At 64.5% G+C, this 19680-nt stretch carries 14 protein-coding genes; 9 read left to right on the top strand and 5 right to left on the bottom strand.

Features of this window, described 5'->3' with window-relative positions:
- Window positions 1-145 precede the first annotated feature (145 nt).
- Both recQ and A9762_RS08555 read left to right on the top strand, forming a co-directional pair.
- Window positions 146-1957 carry a DNA helicase RecQ gene (gene recQ, locus A9762_RS08560; RefSeq protein ID WP_069341610.1) on the top strand — a complete coding sequence of 604 codons (1812 nt, stop codon included), beginning with the start codon at window positions 146-148 and terminating at the stop codon, window positions 1955-1957.
- A gap of 112 nt (window positions 1958-2069) precedes the next feature.
- A complete protein-coding gene (locus tag A9762_RS08555) occupies window positions 2070-2831 on the top strand; it encodes a glycosyltransferase family 2 protein (protein WP_371442628.1) in 762 nt (253 codons plus the stop codon).
- 110 nt (window positions 2832-2941) lie between these two features.
- Here A9762_RS08555 and A9762_RS08550 read toward each other — a convergent pair whose 3' ends face one another.
- Together A9762_RS08550 and dnaE are read right to left on the bottom strand one after the other, a co-directional pair.
- A complete protein-coding gene (locus tag A9762_RS08550; RefSeq protein WP_069341609.1) occupies window positions 2942-3793 on the bottom strand; it encodes a glycosyltransferase family 2 protein in 852 nt (283 codons plus the stop codon).
- Window positions 3794-3867: 74 nt separating this feature from the next.
- On the bottom strand, window positions 3868-7458 hold the full coding sequence (gene dnaE / locus A9762_RS08545) for a DNA polymerase III subunit alpha (RefSeq protein WP_069341645.1): 3591 nt from the start codon (window positions 7456-7458) through the stop codon (window positions 3868-3870).
- A gap of 278 nt (window positions 7459-7736) precedes the next feature.
- On the opposite strand from dnaE, the gene A9762_RS08540 reads away from it, so the two are divergent.
- The 3 genes from A9762_RS08540 to gluQRS all read left to right on the top strand — a co-directional run bounded on the left by A9762_RS08540 (window position 7737) and on the right by gluQRS (window position 11172).
- Window positions 7737-9146, top strand: coding sequence for an anthrax toxin-like adenylyl cyclase domain-containing protein (locus A9762_RS08540; RefSeq protein ID WP_069341608.1), 1410 nt, complete (start codon window positions 7737-7739; stop codon window positions 9144-9146).
- Window positions 9147-9298: 152 nt separating this feature from the next.
- Window positions 9299-10186 carry a sulfurtransferase gene (locus A9762_RS08535; protein WP_069341644.1) on the top strand — a complete coding sequence of 296 codons (888 nt, stop codon included), beginning with the start codon at window positions 9299-9301 and terminating at the stop codon, window positions 10184-10186.
- Complete coding sequence (gene gluQRS / locus A9762_RS08530) at window positions 10114-11172, top strand: tRNA glutamyl-Q(34) synthetase GluQRS (RefSeq protein ID WP_083253759.1); 1059 nt, start codon at window positions 10114-10116, stop codon at window positions 11170-11172. The genes A9762_RS08535 and gluQRS overlap by 73 nt, the downstream gene beginning before the upstream one ends.
- 200 nt (window positions 11173-11372) lie before the next feature.
- Here the strand turns inward: gluQRS and A9762_RS08525 are convergent, their stop codons facing one another.
- Together A9762_RS08525 and A9762_RS08520 are read right to left on the bottom strand one after the other, a co-directional pair.
- Window positions 11373-12875, bottom strand: coding sequence for a DEAD/DEAH box helicase (locus tag A9762_RS08525; protein ID WP_069341607.1), 1503 nt, complete (start codon window positions 12873-12875; stop codon window positions 11373-11375).
- A 273-nt stretch (window positions 12876-13148) separates the two neighbouring features.
- Complete coding sequence (locus tag A9762_RS08520) at window positions 13149-14225, bottom strand: bile acid:sodium symporter family protein (RefSeq protein ID WP_069341606.1); 1077 nt, start codon at window positions 14223-14225, stop codon at window positions 13149-13151.
- A 234-nt stretch (window positions 14226-14459) separates the two neighbouring features.
- On the opposite strand from A9762_RS08520, the gene A9762_RS08515 reads away from it, so the two are divergent.
- The 3 genes from A9762_RS08515 to wrbA all read left to right on the top strand — a co-directional run bounded on the left by A9762_RS08515 (window position 14460) and on the right by wrbA (window position 16612).
- On the top strand, window positions 14460-15395 hold the full coding sequence (locus A9762_RS08515; protein WP_069341605.1) for a LysR family transcriptional regulator: 936 nt from the start codon (window positions 14460-14462) through the stop codon (window positions 15393-15395).
- Between the two features lie 138 nt (window positions 15396-15533).
- Window positions 15534-15827, top strand: coding sequence for a hypothetical protein (locus A9762_RS08510; protein ID WP_069341604.1), 294 nt, complete (start codon window positions 15534-15536; stop codon window positions 15825-15827).
- Window positions 15828-15979: 152 nt separating this feature from the next.
- Complete coding sequence (gene wrbA / locus A9762_RS08505; protein WP_069341603.1) at window positions 15980-16612, top strand: NAD(P)H:quinone oxidoreductase; 633 nt, start codon at window positions 15980-15982, stop codon at window positions 16610-16612.
- A 135-nt stretch (window positions 16613-16747) separates the two neighbouring features.
- On the opposite strand, the gene blaOXA is transcribed toward wrbA, so the two are convergent.
- The gene (gene blaOXA, locus A9762_RS08500; RefSeq protein WP_069341602.1) at window positions 16748-17599 is read right to left on the bottom strand and encodes an OXA-62 family carbapenem-hydrolyzing class D beta-lactamase; all 852 of its coding nucleotides are present in this window, start codon (window positions 17597-17599) and stop codon (window positions 16748-16750) included.
- Between the two features lie 220 nt (window positions 17600-17819).
- Between blaOXA and A9762_RS08495 the strand changes: the two genes are divergently transcribed.
- Entirely contained in the window at window positions 17820-19499 is a 1680-nt protein-coding gene (locus A9762_RS08495) for a hypothetical protein (RefSeq protein ID WP_083253758.1), read from the top strand.
- The last annotated feature ends 181 nt before the right edge of the window (window positions 19500-19680 follow it).

Below are 19680 nucleotides of genomic sequence, written 5' to 3'. Positions count from 1 at the left end.
GAAAACCGCTATTCTAACGTACCGGCCGGTCCCGCCGGGACGTGTCCGAGCCTGACTAGGACGCCGCCGCAAAAATCTCCACAATGCCCGATATCCGTGGCCTTCGGCGCGCCGAACCCGGGGTGGAACCGGTATACTCCGGCGCATGGCAAGCGCACTCGAAGTCCTCCGTACCGTATTCGGCTATAACGCATTCCGTGGCGATCAGGCCGCCATCGTCGACCATGTGGCCGACGGGGGCGATGCACTCGTGCTCATGCCCACGGGCGGCGGCAAGTCACTCTGCTACCAGATCCCCGCGCTGCTGCGCCCGGGCATCGGTATCGTCGTCTCCCCGCTCATCGCCCTCATGCAGGATCAGGTCGACGCCCTGCTGCAAGCGGGGGTGCGCGCCGCCTATCTGAATTCCAGCCTCGCCTTCGACGAAGCGGTCGATATCGAACGGCGCGCCGCGCGCGGCGAACTCGACCTGCTGTATGTCGCGCCGGAACGGTTGCTGACCGATCGGTTTCTCAATCTGCTCGACCGGCTCGACGAGCGCGGCCAACTGGCGCTCTTCGCCATCGACGAAGCCCACTGCGTCTCGCAATGGGGCCATGACTTCCGTCCCGAATATATTCAGCTCTCGGCGCTGCACGAACGCTACCCGCGTGTGCCGCGCATTGCGCTGACGGCGACCGCAGACGCCGCGACGCGCGAAGAAATTCAGACCCGGCTCGGGCTGACCGAAGCGCGTCTGTTCGTCTCCAGCTTCGACCGGCCGAACATTCGCTACGAGATCGTCGACCGCGACAATCCGCGCAAGCAATTGCTGGCATTCCTGAGTCGGCATCGCGGCGAGGCAGGCATCGTGTATTGCCTGTCGCGCAAGAAAGTGGAAGAAACGGCAGCCTGGCTGGAGACGCAGGGTATCGCGGCGCTGCCCTATCACGCCGGGCTCGATGCCGAGGTACGACGCACCCATCAGCAACGGTTCCTGCGCGAAGAAGGGCTGGTCATGGCGGCGACTGTCGCCTTCGGCATGGGCATCGACAAGCCGGACGTGCGCTTCGTCGCGCATCTGGACTTGCCCAAGAGCCTCGAAGCCTATTATCAGGAGACGGGCCGCGCCGGTCGTGACGGCGAGCCCGCCGAAGCCTGGATGACTTATGGCCTGAACGACGTCGTCGTGCACCGTAGCCGGATCGACGAATCGAACGCCTCCGAGCTGCAAAAGCGCATCGAGCGCCAAAAGCTCGACGCCCTGCTCGGTTATTGCGAGGCGCCCCGCTGCCGTCGCACCGTGCTGCTGTCCTATTTCGGCGAACAGAGCGAGCCGTGCGGCAATTGCGACGTCTGCCTCAACCCGCCCGAGGTTTTCGACGGCACCGTCGCGGCCCAGAAGGCGCTCTCCGCCATTCTGCGCACCGGCCAGCGCTTCGGCGCAGGCCATCTCGTCGATCTGCTGCGCGGGCGCAGCACCGACAAGATCCGTCAGTTCGGGCACGAAAGCCTGCCGACCTTCGGCGTGGGCGGAGAGATGGACGACCAAGGCTGGCGCGCAGTGTTTCGTCAGTTGATCGCCCACGGCATCATCGAACCGGACAGCAGCCAGTACGGCGCACTCACGCTCAATGCAGCGGCGCGTCCGGTGCTCAAGGGCGAAACGACCGTGTCGCTGCGACGTCAGCAGCGGCCGACCGCCGGCAAGAAAAGCCGCTTTGCCGGCTATGCGTCGTCGCAGGCCATCGAGCTGGACGTGGCGGACCAACAGGTGTTCGAGAAGCTTCGCGCCTGGCGGCAGGACATGGCGAAGACGCAGGCGGTGCCCGCGTACGTTATCCTGCATGACCGTACGTTGCGGGAACTGGCCCAGCGCCGCCCCCGTCATCGCGACGGACTGGTGGATATCACCGGTCTGGGCGAGGCGAAGATCGAGCGCTACGGTGAAGCGCTGGTCGAGCTGCTGAATGCTTGAGCCGTGCGGCGCATCGATACCGCTGCGTTGCTCACGGCTCACTACGCACCGCGAATACCCGCCAGCCCTTTGATGACCCACTGTTTGGCCCACCCAACGGCCCGCCCCGACCATGTCTGACATGCAACGCCTGCCGATCTCGGTGACGATTCTCACGCGTAACGAGCGTCACAACATTGCCGACTGCATTGCGTCGGTGGCGTCGTTCGCCACGCAAATCGTCGTGGTCGACAACGCCAGCACGGACGGCACGGCAGAGATTGCGCGCGACGCGGGCGCAGAGGTGCATGTCACGCCCGACTGGCCCGGCTTCGGCCCGCAGAAGAATCGCGCGCTGTCGTATGCCACACAGCCGTGGGTGCTGTCGCTGGATGCCGACGAGCGTGTCACGCCCGAGTTGGCTGCCGATATCGCCGCCGCCATCGCACAGGGAACCCATGCGGGTTACCGTATGCCGCGCCTGTCGCAATTTCTCGGCCACTGGGTGAAGCACTGCGGCTGGTATCCGGATTACGTACTGCGGCTGTTTCGTCGCGACGCCGGGCGCTTCTCCGACAATCTCGTGCATGAGCGCGTGATCCTCGACGGCGAGATCGGCACGCTCGCCCACCACCTTCTTCATTACAGCTACACCGAAGTCCGTCAGGTTGATGACAAGGTGCAGCGCTATGCGCGGGCGGGAGCGAAGGAGATGGCACTGCGCGGCAAGCGTGTCTCGCCTCTCAAGCCGTGGATCAATGGCGGATGGGCGTTCGTGCGCACCTACGTGTTGCGTCGGGGCTTTCTCGATGGCGCGACCGGCGCGGCCATTGCGCGGATGAACGCCCGCAGCGCCTTTCTTAAGTACGCCTTGCTCAGAAGCGGCGAGGTTTAAGACGGGGGAGTGCCGAGGCCTCGTGTACGTTCGGCCTTGATAGCGAGAAATCACGCAGAAACAAAAACGGACGCCCAAGGCGTCCGTTTTCACATCTCACGCTGACGTCGTTATTTCGCCAGCGCGCGCTTGATGCGTGAGCGGAACAACTGCCAGCGCAGCTTGCTGTCGTCGACCGGCTCGGCCAGACGGCCGTCGCTGCCGGCCGGCACCGGCGTGCCGCGACGCAGATAGTACCGATCGAAAATCGACTGCGTCATGCCCCACTTGCGCAGGAACTGGGTGCGGCCGTCGTTCTTCACGACCTTGCCCGTGCTCTTGCACTGGAAGTGATACACGAGACTCGCGCCCACACCCACGAAACGGCGTGCGCCCGCGCCCCACATCTTCATCGAAAAATCGTTGTCGCTGCTCATGCCCGGGCTCAGCTCCGTGCTGTAGCCGCCCACGAGGAACCACCAGTCGCGATGCACGAGCGTCGGCGGCCACGTCGCACCGAACCAGTCGGGCTTGCGGTACGTCGGCACGGCAGCGAGCAGCCCCGCTTCGTCGAATTTGTCGACGTCACGGCCGAAGTCCTGCACCAGCACGCACGGATTGCCGGTGTCGACCGGCTCGATCATCGTGCCCGAGAGCATGAACGCCTTGTCGGGCATGGCTTCGGCACGCTCGATCAGCGCAGTATCCCAGCCGGGGCAGCAGTACATGTCGTCATTGAGATAGACGATGTACTTCTCGCGCGCGAGCGCCGCCGCCTGATTCACGGCGTAGCAGATGCCGATGTTCTCGGGAGACGCCGTGTGCTCGATCCCCTCGGCCTTGACCCAGTCGAGCGATCCGTCCGAGCCATCGTTGACGTGCACGATGATCTGATGCGGATAGCGCGAATTCTGGCGAATGCTGCGCACGCAGAGTTGCAGCAAGGCGAGGTTGTTCCAGGTCGGAACGATGATGGAGAACATCCGGATTTCCTTGTTGTATCGACCGTCGGGCTGGCGGATGACGTCAGTTTCGCGACGTCATCCGCTGCCGTACATCAATAGATCACTTGTACCGAGTCGGTCGTCAGCCACTGACGAAGCTCACCGAGCAGTTCGTCACCCGGCTGCACCTTCCAGTCGTCGCCGAGACGGGACTCGCACTCGGCATCGGGGCGACGATAGACGATGTGCACCGGCAGGCCGTTTTGCTTGTCGGCATCGCCATCGCCGTTGCCATTGCGACGGCCGAAGCCGCCACCACCGCCGTTACCGCCGCCGCCACCGTGCCCGCCGTTGAACCCACCGCCGCCGCCCGCACCGGCCGTTGCGGCCACACGGTACATCGTGCAATGCGGTTGCAGCGTGGCGCGCAGACGCGTCCAGTCGGCATTACCGTTGAACGACAACTTCAGCGCCCGCGCAAAGCGTGCGCGCGCACGGCCGAGATCCATCAGGCTTTCCACGGTGAAGCGCAGGCCGCCGGTAAAGCTGTCGGGACGCGCGTTACCGTGCACGATCAGCAGTTCATCTTCCTTGAAGAGATGCTTGTTCGCCTCGAACTGCTCGTTGAAGATCGTGACTTCGAGCGTGGCGGTGCCGTCGTCCAGTTGCACGATCAGCATCTTGCCGCGCTGCGTCATCATGGTGCGCATGGCAGAGATCACCCCGGCAACAAGCCGGTCGCGCCCTTCCGACAGATCCTTGATGCGGGTACGCACAAAGCGACGCACTTCGTCCGAGTACGAATCGAACATGTGCCCCGACAGATAGAAGCCGAGCGCCTGCTTCTCTTCCTGCAACTTGCGCTTGTCGGTCCATGCCGGCTCGTCCGCCAGTTCCAGCGGCGCTTGCAGGCTTTCGTCGCCCAGATCGAACAGGCTGACCTGATTGGCGGCGGCGCTGGCCTGCTCGGCGGCTTCCATCGCCATCGGCACGGACGCCATCAACTGCGCCCGGTTGTCGTGAATCGAATCGAACGCCCCGGCGCGAATCAGCGCTTCGATCGTGCGACGGTTCACCACGCGGCGGTCGATGCGCGCGCAGAAGTCGAACAGATCGGTGAACGGGCGCTCTTCGCGGGCACGCAGAATTTCTTCGATGGCCGACTGACCGCTCCCCTTGATGGCGCCGAGACCGTAACGCACGGTCTTCGAATCGGCCGGCTCGAAGCGATAGGCCGAGACGTTGACGTCCGGGGGCAGCACGCCCAATCCGTTCGCCGGGGCAAGGCAGTCTTCGTAGAGAATCTTGACCTTGTCGGTGTCGTCCATGGCCAAGCTCATGTTGGCGGCCATGAATTCGGCGGGATGGTGCGCTTTGAGCCAGGCGGTGTAGTAGGCGAGCAGCGCGTACGCGGCGGCGTGCGACTTGTTGAAGCCGTAGCCCGCGAACTTTTCCATCAAGTCGAAGATTTCGTCCGACTTTTCACGCGTCAGACCGTTTTCGGCGGCACCCTTGGCGAAAATCTCGCGGTGCTCGGCCATTTCCTCGGCCTTCTTCTTACCCATCGCGCGACGCAACAGGTCGGCGCCACCGAGCGAGTAACCGCCGATGATCTGCGCCATCTGCATCACCTGCTCCTGGTAGACCATGATGCCGTAGGTCTCCTGGAGCACCGGCTCGACGCGCGGATCCGGATATTCCGTCTTCTCGCGGCCGTGCTTACGCGCGCAGAAGCTTGGAATCAGGTCCATCGGGCCCGGACGATACAACGCCACCAGCGCGATGATGTCCTCGAAGCGGTCAGGCTGGGCATCCTTCAACATGCCTTGCATGCCCCGGCTTTCCAGCTGGAACACCGCGACCGTGTTGGCCTTCTTGAGGATGCTGAACGCCGCCGGGTCGGTGAGCGAGACCTGATCGAGCGACCAGTCCGCCATCTCCGGATGCAGACGCTTGATATAGCGCTCGGCCCAGTTCAGGATCGTGAGCGTGGTCAGGCCCAGAAAGTCGAACTTCACCAGACCGACGGCTTCCACGTCGTCCTTGTCGTACTGACTCACCACGCCGCTGGCGTCTTCGCCGCTGCCCTGCGTGTAGAGCGGGCAGAAGTCGGTCAGCTTGCCCGGTGCGATCAGCACCCCGCCCGCGTGCATGCCGACGTTACGCGTGAGCCCTTCCACACGCTGCGCCAGCTCGATCAACTGCTTGACTTCGTCTTCCGTCTGGAAGCGCTCTGCCAGTTGCGGTTCTTCCTTGAGGGCGTCGTCGATGGTGACGTGCTTGCCCGGCTTGAACGGGATCAGCTTGGAAATGCCGTCGACGAAGTTGTACCCGAGATCGAGCACGCGGCCCACGTCGCGCACCGCGGCCTTGGCGGCCATCGAGCCGAAGGTGGCGATCTGCGAGACGGCGTCCGCGCCGTACTTTTCCTTCACGTACTGAATGACGCGATCGCGGCCGTCCTGACAGAAGTCGATGTCGAAGTCGGGCATCGAGACGCGTTCCGGATTCAGGAAGCGCTCGAACAGCAGGTTGTACTTGAGCGGGTCGAGGTCGGTAATGCCCAGCGCGTAGGCGACGAGCGAACCGGCGCCGGAACCCCGGCCCGGGCCGACCGGCACGCCGTTGTTCTTCGCCCACTGGATGAAGTCCGCCACGATCAGGAAGTAGCCGGGGAAGCCCATCTTGATGATCGTGCCGGTCTCGAAGTCGAGACGCTTGTAATACTCGGGGCGCTGCCTGTCGCGCTCCGCCTCTTCCGGGAAGAGCAGCGCGAGGCGCGTCTCGAGGCCTTCCTTGGAGAGCTGGACGAGATAGTCGTCGAGCGACATGCCGTCCGGCGTCGGGAAGAGCGGCAGCTTCGGCTTGCCGAGTTCGAGCGTGAGGTTGCAGCGCTTGGCGATCTCGACGGTGTTGGCAATCGCGGACGGCACGTCTTCGAACGCGGCGATCATGTCGTCCTGCGTGCGGAAGCTCTGGTCCTGCGTGAAGCGCCGCACCCGGCGGGCATTGCCGAGCATTTCGCCTTCCGAGATACACACGCGCGCTTCGTGCGCGGTGAAATCGTCGCCCGTCATGAACTGGATCGGGTGCGTGGCGACGACCGGCAGCCCGGCCTTCGCCGCCAGCTGTACCGCGTGTTGCACGTACGTCTCCATGCCCTGCTGACCGGTGCGTTGCAGTTCGATGTAGAACGCCCCGGGGAACACGCTCGCCCAGTGCTTCGCACATTGCAGCGCCAGATCGGGATTGCCGGCGGCCAGCGCAGCGCCGACGTCGCCCATCTGCGCGCCCGACAGCGCGAGCAGGCCGCGCGCCAGGCCATCGGGCTGAAGCCACGACGACTCGATTTCCGCCCGTCCACGGTACTGATTGCCGAGCCATGCCTTGGACAGCAACTGGCACAGGTTCAGATAGCCCTCCCGGTCACGTGCGAGGAGCAGCAGGCGTGAGGGCTTGTCGCGATCGGCCGGATTCGTGATCCAGGCGTCGCAGCCGACGATCGGCTTGACACCCTTGCCACGGGCTTCCTTGTAGAAACGGATGGCCCCGAACATGTTCGCGAGGTCGGTGAGCGCGAGCGCGCCCTGGCCGTCCTTGGCGGCGGCCTTGACGACGTCGTCGAGCCGCACGATGCCATCGGCGATCGAATATTCGGAGTGGAGACGGAGGTGGACGAAACGAGGTTCTGACATGGGCCGTATTGTAACGCGGCCTCCCCGGATTGACCGGCTTCGAATCCGGATGAAAGCGTCCGGATGAAAGCGGAATGAAAGCGCGGCGGCGGGCATCGCGCTGACCGCGCCCGGGATCCGGCGTCATTCATGAGCGAATTCGAATATCCGCCGCGGCACGCCGATGTTCAGACTATCCGGACTACTCGGTCCCAAAAATCCGGCGAACCATGCCTTCGCCGCGCCTCCCCCACTCAAAACACCGACCGTCCATGCAAATCCTGCGTTACGGGCCACCCGTGCCTCCAATGTCGCAAGCTGCGACACCCACGCCTTCTGCCCGGCCGAACCCGGACGATCGCTCACCGGTCGAGACCGCCGATCTGCCAGACGACAGCGGTCTGGCAAGCACGCCGGACGAGGCTTCCGACGCCAGCGACATCCTGCCATCCACCGATGCGACGCATGCCCGCTTACGCGCACGCACCGCACAGACGAAGCGCAAGCATGACGATGGGGACAACGAAGGCCTTTCAGACGACGACCATGACGCCCCGGATAGCGACATCCCAAGCGATACCTGGCGCATCGGCAACCCCGCGCTCGATCAACTGCGACGCTCGCTGATCGGTGCGCGCAACGCCCATCGCAACATGGCCATCGACGCCCCCCGCAGCGCGGACACCGACAAGATCGCCACGACGCAGGCCACCGAGGCGCTGGCACGCAAGCGGCGCGAATCATCGATGCCGGCGTTCGCCGAATCGATTCAGCGTGTCTCGAATCAATATCGCGTCGTTATCGGTCTGCGACGTCCGAACGCGATGGGGCAATCGCTGCTGCGCGAAGGCTTCCCCACGAAGAATTTTCACGTGAAGGCGAAGTCGAGCGCGGCCGGGCCGACCGCCGGTTTCGTGCCCATCGAGCCGAAGTACGCCAAGATCGGTGTCGAGCAATGGGCTAAGCAGGCCAACGCGATTGCCAGCGCCTTGAAATCCGGCGCAAAAGCCGTGAATCTGCGGCTGAGCCCGACCCGCGTGAAGGAGTTGGTGACGCTGGGCGCGATGACGCACGCTGGCGGCATGACCTATCGGGCCACCTACCCCGGCGGGGCCATGACGTTCTCACTCCGCCCCACCAGCCCCGACACCCTCTCGGTGTTCGATACCGCTGGCCGTCCCGTCACCGTTCTGACCAATCCACCTGAATTGCCGGGGGGGTTCGCCAAAGACAAAACGCTGACGGCCAGCCCACTGCCGATGACGGCCGATTACGACCTGTTCTGTCTGTTCTCGCGCCGGGAACGCGACGTCGATCGCTTTCCCATGCCGGTGCAGCCGCATGTCGTGGCCGGCCCCCGGGATCGGTCCCGCAATCGTGCCTCGCAGTATCTGGACGCCGTCGCCACAGGACAAACCCGGCCGGAAGACCCGAACATGGGCAATATTCCGTTCTTTCACCGCACCATCGTCGACGCCCTGAACGTCGCCGTGACCGACGACGGTTACCGGGGCGGCAAGCTTTTCTGGCACAACGCCGAGAACGGGAATCCGTTCTCGCCCGGTTTCGCAAGCGATGACGCCCCGCTGTTCTTCGTGCCCGACACGCCCCATCCCATGACGGCCTCGACCCTGGACGATCTGAACGGCGTGATAGATCGGCTGCAAACGCTCGGATATGCCGCGAAACTGAGCCCGCGTCTGGCCGTCAACGCCTGATCGTGGCGGGACGCTCCCTCCCCGGGGCGTCTGTCGTGCGCAGCGGCCGCCCCGCGTCATCGGGGCGCTTTGTCCTGAATCAAGCACGAACCGGCATCGAATCGGCGATAATGGCGGTTTATTGCTTCACGCTTTTGCGGAATTTCGTTGCCATGTCTATCGTCAACATCGCTGCGTACAAGTTCGTCACGCTCGACGACATCGCGACCCTGCGCCCGGCCCTGCTCGAACGCTGTCAGGCGCTCGACCTGAAAGGCACCATCCTGCTCGCGCCGGAAGGCATCAACCTGTTCCTGGCGGGCGCGAGTGAGTCGATCGGCGCCTTCCTCACGGGACTGCGCGCCGATGCCCGCTTCACCGACCTCGAAGTCAAGGAAAGCCTCTCGGACGACCAGCCGTTCCGCCGGATGCTCGTGCGTCAGAAGAAAGAAATCATCACCATGAAGATGCCGGTCATCAAGCCAGCAGACGGACGGGCACCGGGGGTCGACCCCGCCACGCTCAAACGCTGGCTCGATGCGGGTCAGGACGACGAAGGCCGTCCGGTCGTGATGCTCGACACGCGTAACGACTTCGAAGTCGACGTGGGCACGTTCGATAACGCGGTCGATTACCGTCTCACCAAATTCTCGGAATTCCCTGACGTCATCGCCGCACATCGCGCAGACTTCGAGGGCAAGACCATCGTGTCGTTCTGCACGGGCGGTATCCGTTGCGAGAAGGCCGCAATCTACATGCGTGACATCGGCCTGGAACATACGTATCAGCTCGACGGCGGCATTCTCAAGTATTTCGAAGACGTAGGCGGCGCGCACTACCAGGGCGACTGCTTCGTGTTCGATTACCGCACGGCGCTCACGCCGGATCTGGCGCCGTCGACGACCAAACAGTGCTTTGCCTGCCGCGCCGTGGTGACGGCCGAGGATCAGCGCAGCCCCGATTACGTCGAAGGTCAGCAGTGCCCGGCATGCGCGACGCCGGCCGACGCATCGGCGACCGAGGCAGCTTCTGCCACGTCGCTCGCCGCACCGTCGGCCTGAGCACGCGGGTGGCGCTCGCCTCGGCGCAGGCTGCGACGGTGCCCGCAGACGCTGCCGCCCATCCCCTCACAACTCACGACAGCACGCCTCCGGTAGCCCCTCGCTACCGCGGGCGTTTCGCCCCTTCCCCGACCGGGCCGCTGCATCGCGGCTCGCTCGTCACCGCGCTGGCCAGTTGGCTCGATGCTCGCGCGCACGACGGTATCTGGATCGTGCGCATGGAAGACCTCGACGAGCCGCGATGCGTGCCCGGTGCGGCGGACGATATTCTCAATACCCTCTCGCGTCTCGGACTGCATTCGGACGAACCCATCGTCTGGCAAAGCCGTCGTCACGCGCTGTATGAGCAGGCGCTGGCCGACTTGACCGCGCGGGGACTCGTCTATCCGTGCGGGTGCACCCGTCGCGAAATTGCGGACTCGCTCACGCGTGTGCATGCGCGTCACAGCACGCTGGCCTATCCGGGCACCTGCCGCGACGGCCTGCACGGCAAGACGGCGCGTGCGTGGCGTCTGCGCGTGCCCGATGCCGACGCCGCACGCATGCACTTCGACGATCGCTGGATGGGACCGCAGACGCAGGATCTGGCCACCGAAGTCGGGGATTTCGTCCTCAAACGGGCTGACGGACAGTGGGCCTATCAACTCGCCGTCGTCGTCGACGATCAGTTGCAGGCCATCACCGATATCGTGCGCGGCGCCGACCTGCTCGACTCGACGGCCCGTCAGATCTATCTGCAAGCCTGCCTGGGCGCGCCCACGCCACGCTACCTGCACGTGCCGCTTGTGATGGCCGACGACGGCGAGAAGCTGAGCAAGCAGAACGGTGCCGCCCCGCTGACGCTCGATACGCCAGCAGCAATTCTCGCGGCGCTGAAAGAGGCCGCCGCCCATCTCGGCTTGCCGGGAGTGCTGAACGACATCGCGCATCGCGACGACTTCTACGCTGCCGCGATACAGGCGTGGCGGGAACGGTTCGGCGGCTGAACTCAGGGAGTCCCGGTAGCCGCGCTCGTCACTTTGACCTTGCTTCTGCGGCAATTCAATGCGCGCGCGCCGAGGGCGAATCGGATGCCCACACGCGCGTTCATCGTCGCCATCGTCGAAATGAAAAAAGCCAGCGCTCACACGCTGGCTTTTTTCGTCACCGATGCGTCAGTCATACGACGCGCGACATCCTCACACCCTCAGCTACCGGCCTTACGCGGGAACCCCGCCAGCAAGGCGGCCACTTGACGCTTCGGCGCTTTCTCGGAGGGCACACCGAAGGCGGTCGGCGCTGCGCTGTCGTGCGATGCGCGGCTATCGCGCTGCGAATCCCCCGCCGACGGCGACGGCTCATACGGCTTGTAGAAGAATTCGTCTTCCGGACGCACGCGCCGCGGCGCCGGGCTGCCGCCGCTGCGACCGGCACGCAGGCCGCCATCGTGACGGCTGTGACGATCGCCTCGCTCGCTGCGTTCCCCGCGTTCACTGCGCTCGTATCGATCACCGCGATCGCCGCGATCCTCACGCGAACGGCTGCGACGCTCCATCACCAGCTCGCCACGCTTGAGTTCGCGCTTGATCAGCTTCTCGATTTCCACGAGTTGCTTGCGCTCGTCAGGCGCGCACAGCGACAGCGCGACACCCGACGCGCCGGCACGACCCGTACGGCCGATCCGGTGCACATAATCTTCCGCGTTGTACGGCAGATCGTAATTGATCACGCCCGGCAGATCGGAGATGTCCAGACCGCGAGCGGCCACGTCGGTCGCCACGAGCGCGCGAATTCCGCCCTGCTTGAACGCTTCGAGCGCCTGCATGCGCTCGTTCTGCGATTTGTCACCGTGAATGGCCGCCGTCACGACACCGTCGCGCTCCAGCTGGCGCGCCAGACGGCTCGCGCCGATCTTGCTGTTCACGAACACGATGACCTGCTTGAGGTCGCGCTCGTTGAGAATCTGCACCACGGCGGCGCGCTTGTCGTCTTCATCCACTTCGTAGACGACCTGCTCGACCGTGTCGGCCGTCGCGTTGCGACGCGCCACTTCGATCGTGACCGGATTCGTGAGATAGCTCGACGCGAGCTTCTTGATGTCGTTCGAGAACGTGGCCGAGAACAGCAGCGTCTGGCGCTGCTTCGGCAGCAAATTCAGAATGCGCTGAAGATCGGGCAGGAAGCCCATGTCCAGCATGCGGTCCGCTTCGTCGAGCACCAGCATCTTCACCTGGCTCAGGTTCACCGTCTTCTGTTCGACGTGATCGAGCAGACGGCCCGGCGTGGCGATGAGGATTTCGACGCCGCGTCGAAGGGCATCCTTCTGCGGATTCATGTCGACGCCACCGAACACCACCGTGTTACGCAGCGGCGTGTGCGCCGCGTACGAACGGACGTTGTCGGCCACCTGATCGGCGAGCTCGCGTGTCGGCGTGAGGATCAGCGCGCGCACCGGGTGACGGGCGGGCGATGCACTCGTGTTGGCGTCCGGGAGCAGCCGCTGGATGATCGGCAGCGAGAAACTGGCGGTCTTGCCGGTCCCCGTTTGCGCGGCGCCCATGACATCGCGGCCGGACAGCACGACCGGAATGGCCTGTGCCTGAATCGGCGTCGGCTGGGTGTAGCCCTGAGCGGCGATGGCCCGCAAGATGTCCGCATGCAGCCCAAAGCTATCGAAGCCGGGGATCGGAACAGCATTTACATCAGCCATGATGAAGGGACATCTCTTTTAAAAAAACGGGGGCCGCCACGCGGAAGGGTTTCCGCATCAAAGCTCACTCGCGAAGATTCAAGGGGCGCTGCGCGCCATGCTCGAGGCTGACGCGAGAGGGGTCTGTCGGGTGACAGATGCGTCGGGCGCAGCCGGACCAGGGTGGTCGTCAAGAAGCGAAACAGACGCAATTCTAGCACTTGCGCACGACCAACGTGTGACAACGGCCCTTGCCGGGCCGTTGTTGGGGGCGAATGACGCGAAATCGGGCGCTCAGCGGCCCGCACCGGCGTTGGCGCTGCTGCCGTCGGACTTGCCCGGCTTGGCGCCGGGAACCGCCTTGCCCGCGCCGGCCTTGGCCGAACCGGCCGCCTGCGCCGCGCGCTGGCGACTGGCGTAGCGCTGCGCAAGCACCGCACACACCATCAGTTGCATCTGATGGAACAACATCAGAGGCAGCACGATGGCACCCAGCGGCCCGGTGGCGAACAGCACCTTGGCCATCGGGATACCGCTCGCGAGGCTCTTCTTCGAACCGCAGAAAACGATGGTGATCTCGTCTTCATGCGAAAAACCGAGCCAGCGCGCCGAATACGTCGTGATGGCGAGCATGACCGCCAGAATCACTGCGCAGCAGCCCAGCAGACCCAGCAACGCCAGCGGCGGGATCTGATGCCACAGCCCGGTATTCACCGCTTCGCTGAACGCCGTATAGACGACCAGCAGGATCGAGCCCTGATCGACGACCTTGAGCAGACCCCGGTTGCGCTCGACCCATTTGCCGATCGCCTTGCGCGAGAGCTGGCCCGCGATGAACGGCACCAGCAGTTGCAGCATGATGTTGCCGATCGAGTCGAACGGCGACGCCCCGCCGCTGCCATCGTGATGCACCACGATCAGGCCGACGAGCACGGGCGTGATGAAAATGCCGAACAGGCTCGACGCCGACGCGCTGCACACGGCAGCCGGCACGTTGCCGCGCGCCATGGACGTGAAGGCGATGGCCGACTGCACCGTGGCGGGCAGCGTGCACAGGAAGAGGATGCCCAGATACAGCTCCGGGGTCACCATCCACGAGAGCGCGGGCTTGAGCGCCACGCCGATGATCGGGAAGATGACGAACGTGCTGGCGAACACCAGCAGATGCAGGCGCCAGTGCGTGGCGCCGGCGAGCACCGCCTCACGCGAAAGCTTGGCGCCATGCAGGAAGAACAATGCGGCAATCGCCACGTTGGTCAGCAGGTTGAAGGCAACTTCGCCCTCGCCGTGCGCCGGCAGGAAGCTGGCCAGCGCAACGGTGGCGACCAGCATCAACGTGAAATTGTCGGGAAGGAAACGCGGTCTGGCCATCGTCTATCTCGAATACTCTCTCTCGAATACGTCTGAAATGACAAAGCCCGTCCGCCAGAACACGGGACGCGACGGCATGAGGGCCGTCAGCGAGGGTCATCGGCCCCATCCACCGAGGGAAGGGGGCGAAAAATGACCGGAAGTGTGCGCTCGCGCTACGGGTTTTTACGTATTAGAGCGCAAGGGTAGTTAAAATACAAATTCATTTAAAAATTTTATTCATACCAAAAACGCATGAACATCTCGCTCCGGCAGCTCAAAGTGTTCCTCGCAGTAGCCGAGCACGGCAGTTTCAGCCGGGCCGGCGAGGATATCGGCCTGACGCAGCCCGCCGTGAGCCGCTGTATCCGGGAGTTGGAGCAAGAACTCGGACTCAAACTGGTCGACCGCACCACCCGGGAGGTCACCCTGACCGAAGTGGGCGCTAGCCTCTCGGCCACGCTCGCCCGGGTGCTGGACGAGCTGGAGAGCGCCCTGCGCGACACCCACGGGCTGGCCGAGGAGCGGCGGGGCCGGGTGCGAGTCGCCAGCGCCCCGACGATCTCCGCCAACCTCATGCCCGAATGCATCTCCGCCTGCGCAGCCCGCTATCCGGACATCACGCTCATGCTGCGCGATCAGGTGCAGACGCTGGCGACCGACAGCGTGCGGCACGGCGAAGTGGACTTCGGGGTGATCGTCGCCTCGGAGGGCACGGAAGATCTGGTCGGCGAACCCATCATGGTCGAACCGTTTCTCGTGGTGTGCGACCGCTCACATCGCTTCGCGAAGCAAACCGAGGTGACGTGGAAGGAACTCAACGGCGAGAAGCTGGTGCTGCTGGACTATGCGTCCGGCAGCCGTCCGCTGATCGACCGGGCGCTGGCCGAGCATGGCGCTTACTGCCAGATCGCGCAGGAAGTCGGGCACGCGATTACCGTCTTCCGGATGGTCGAAGCCGGGATCGGCATCAGCATCATGCCTGCGCTGGCGCTGCCCACCATGCCGGGACTTCAGGAGCCGAGCAGCCGCCTCGTCGCCCTGCCGCTCACGCCGCAGATCGACCGCACCATCATGCTCGTGCGTAGAAAAAACCGCACCCTCTCGCCCGCCGCCCAGTCCGTCTGGGAACTGATCCAGCAGATCACGGCCGCCCACCGCCCGTCGAAGGCGCCACCGAAAACAAAGTAAGTGAGCGTTTGCTACAATACGAGGGCGTCGACTCCCCCCGAAAGTGCGTGACTGTGCGAACGGGCGTCAGCCTGCCCCGCCATCGTGCCTCGACGCCATGCCCGCGCCCTGCGGGCATTGTGTTTCCGGTACGGCGTCATGGACTTGCTCATCAAATACTTCAGTCCGCTGTGGCTTTTCCACGCGGCGGCCGATCTGTCGTTCTGGCAGCGGCATCAACTCGACGCGCGTATGCGGATCGTGAGCCGCTTCATGTGGCGCTACGTCATGCGATGGTGTGTCGTGAGCGCTACGCTGCTCGTGCCTGCCGCCGTGATGGCCCATGGCCTCGCGGCAACAGGCCTTGCGCTGGCCGGCGGCTTGTCGGCGAGCGTCACGGTGCTGATGGCGGCGCTGGCGCTCGGCTGCCTCATCGGCTCACGCCTGCGTTAAGAGCTGCATCAAGACCTGCGTTTTGCCCTGAATCAAAGCCTGCGGCGTCGGCTGAAGGTTTCGTCACGTGCGTCGACTATGATGGAACGGCTTGCCTCGCGCGCCAGACGGTCCGCGACGCCAGCGTCTCTTGACCCCCTTAGGAGATTCACATGGCCAACGCCAAGATCCTGGTGGTGTTCTATAGCATGTACGGGCACATCTACAAGATGGCCGAAGCGGTTGCCGAAGGCGCGCGTAGCGTCGCCAGTGCCGAAGTCACGCTCATGCAAGTCCCTGAACTCGTACCCTACGACGTGCTCGAGAAGAGCGGCGCCAAGGCCGCGCGCGCAGCGTTTGCGAACGTGCCCGTCGCCCGCGTCGATCAACTGGCCGATTACGACGCGATCGTCTTCGGCACGCCGACACGCTTCGGCAATATGACCGCGCAGATGCGCAACTTCCTCGACCAGACCGGGGGCCTGTGGGCGAAGGGCGCGCTCGTCGGTAAAGTCGGCAGCGTTTTCGCCAGCACGGCCACGCAGCACGGCGGACAGGAAACGACGATTACCAGTTTCCACACCACTCTGCTCCACCACGGCATGGTGATCGTCGGGGTGCCCTACACCGAGCCCGGGCTGACCAACATGGCGGAGATCACCGGCGGTACGCCTTACGGCGCCACGACACTCGCCGCCGGCGACGGCTCCCGACAACCCAGCGAGAACGAACTGAAGATCGCGAAGACGCAGGGCCGTCACGTCGCGGAAATCGCCGCCGCCCTCAAACACGGGCGCGCGCTCTGACCCACCGGCGCCCTCGGCCGCGAGACACTTGTCGACACGGCTAGCGGCGCCGTCTCACCGCCACGAACATCCCATCGCAATCGCGCGGACGCCCCGGCACTGCCGGCGCGCCGCGCGACCTTCACGGCATCACGCTCAGATCAGCTTCATGTCCTTGAGCACGTTGCGCACGATGCGGGCGCGCTTCGGTGCATCGGCGTCGCCACCCATATCGATGTTCATCGCGATCATCGTGAGATTGCCGTCGCGCTCCAGCCAGCCGACCCACCAGCCGATGTCCGGCTTCTTGTCGACAAACCAGCCGGTCTTGCCGTGCAACACGTAGTCGGCGTTCGCTTCAACGATCGAAATCTGCCGCACGATGTCCTGCGTGCGAGCGGAGAACGGCAGCGTGCCGCGCGCCAGCTTTTGCAGGAAGTCGACCTGCTCACGCGCCGAAATCTGCAAACTGTCGTCGATCCAGTAGGCGTCGGCCGCACGACCGATCGTGTGATTGCCGTAACCCACGGCAGCGAGCTTCGCCAGTGCGTATTCGCGCGGGATCTTGTGCGACACCACCTGATAGCACGGCAGACACGACACACGGAATGCGGTACGCAAATCCATTACGGCACTCCACGCCTTGACGCGACGAGGCTTGCCGTCCCAGGGAATCATCTCGCGTTCGTTGTCCAGCGCGCCCGATTCGAGGGCGAGCAGACTGTTGAAGATCTTGTACGTCGACGCCGGCGACACACGACGCTCGGCACGCGCCGCGTCGAACGCCTGATAGGTCTGCGTCTTGCCGTCGAGCACGACGATCGTGCCCTTGACGTTTTCGGCCGCGAAGAATTTGCCCCAATCGGCACGCTCGGTGATACGCACAGGCGCCGTTCCGGCGGCCTCGGCGGCATGCACCGGGGCGACGAGCATCGTGGGGGAGACAAGCGCGGAGGCCAGCCGCAATACGAACGCGACACGCCGCCAGCGAGAGATTATTTTTTTCATTTCGTTGTCCTGATTGGATGAATGACACACACGTTGTCGATGGTGCTGGCCGGGCACCGCATTTCGAAAGCGTTTGCAGCTTAGTGGGCGTTTCGTCAGATGCAAAGTACCGCTACCGTAACCGACGTAACCGCCGTATCATCGGCACGCCCCTCTGTGTATTTCCGAGGAACTCGCGGAGCCCCTCCGCCCCCGGAGCGAATCGATTTCTCTCGACGCCATGTCCGACACGCCTGCGCCGCCGCGCGCTTCTGACACTGTTTCCGGTACATCGCCGCACGCCCCGCTTGTCGTGCGACTCGACACGCCGCAAAAGATCGACGGCCAGCCCGTGCGATATCAGAGCCTCTGGCTGCTGATGCGCGTCTACTACGCGGCGCTTTACGAAAACACGACGGTCTCGCTCGCTTCGCTGAAGATCCGCTTCGGTCAGGCGGCCATCGCGGGCGATCTGCGTATGCTCATCAGCCGGGCGTTTTCGGATTTTGCGCGTTGGGGTATCGCCGTCGGCTGGGGCGACGACCGTCACATGGACGTCCGTCTGCTGCCCACCCGGGGGCGCGGCAAAGGCCCCTTCTGGCTCGCATCGCACGAGATGTCGCGCTTCGTGGTCATGATCGGCGACACGACACCCGACGATCCGCGTCGCGCCATCGCCACCTTCCTCGGATTGCCGCAGGACACCGTCCCCGACACGCAGTCGCCCGCCCTCGATTACGTCATGCAGGACATCGCGTTCTGGCATCACCTGACGCTGGGCAAACGCGACATGCAGGACGGCGTGTTCTTCGCGCCGCCTCAACTGTCGTTGCCCGGTGAAGCCAGACGGCAACGCACCGGGGCGATTCCGTCGTTCCACGCCGCACAGGTCTGCGCGGTGGACGACGTGCAGCGCGGCATTGCCCTGCTCGCGGAGACGATCGTGTGGCGCCGCATGGGAGATGCCACCCGCACGAAACAGACACTCACTACGCTCGCCGCCACGTTCGGCGCCCATCAGACAGGCTCGCCGACGTTACGCGCCATGCACTGGATCGTGCAGGCGTGGCAAGCGTACGCATTGCGCGACGAAGCCGGTGCGTTCGCTCATTTGCAACGCATCAGCGACGACGCTTCGCTCGCCCCCTGCCTGCTCTACAACCCGCGCATCCGCTTCGAAAGCCGCAACCTGCAAGCGCTGCTATACAAGTCGCATGCTGCACGCAACGGTCCGCTGCCTGCGCGTGCCCAATCGGCCGCCGACGCCCTCGCCGCCTTCTCAGACGCCCTGCAAGCCGCCTTCGAAGCCGACTCCATCGAGCTGGCACAGCACGTGGCCGCCAACATCGGTCTGTCGCTCTGGCTGTTCTGGCAGGGCGCGCTCATCGACCCGGGCAGACGGCTGGCCGCCGCCGAGGTGCAGCGTCAGGCGTTGCGCTGGATCGGCCTGTCGGAGTGGATATGCGACCGCTTCGGCGTAGGCGGGAATTCCGTCTGGAATACCGTCTTCCTGTTGCGCATCGCGCGCGGCGCGGTGCCGGTGCGGCGCGACCCCGATCTGGAGACGCTACGGGCAAGCACACCGCTCGCGGTCGACGCGTTTCTCGACGCCGTGCAACCGTTCGGCGCGCCATTCTCGCGGGCCAAGGGGTTCTTGCGCTGGACCGACGTTGTCATGACCACGCTGGCCGACCATGAGGAGGGACGCGTGCGTTTCGAGCCGTTGCAACTCGCGAATCTGTGGTTCGAGATGCTGTGGTTTGCACTGCACCAGGACGGTGACTCGCCTCAGGCGTTGCATGCGGCCCACTCACTGGGACGTGTCATGCCGATGCTGCCGCCGCCGGACCGGCGTTTTTTCCGTGACGCGCTCCGTCTGATGCCGCGTGAATTCCAGCGAGAAGTGCGTCTGGCGCAGTAGCGCGGATATCGGCATGCGTTGATCGCCGTTGGCAAAACTTGAACGAATTTCCCGACCCTGACACCGATCGTCCCGACGAGATGACGAGCGCTGGACGACCCGCCGCATGCGGCGTTGCAGCAATGCGCCGTTCACGTTTTTCGGGACACGCCGCGCTTGTGTTGGCCGGGTATGTCGGTGT

It is taken from the genome of Pandoraea sp. ISTKB, from assembly GCF_001721285.1.
In the GTDB taxonomy this organism is placed as follows: domain Bacteria; phylum Pseudomonadota; class Gammaproteobacteria; order Burkholderiales; family Burkholderiaceae; genus Pandoraea; species Pandoraea capi.
Note: the sequence above shows the minus strand (reverse complement) of the source record. Positions and strands in the feature narration are given on the sequence as shown.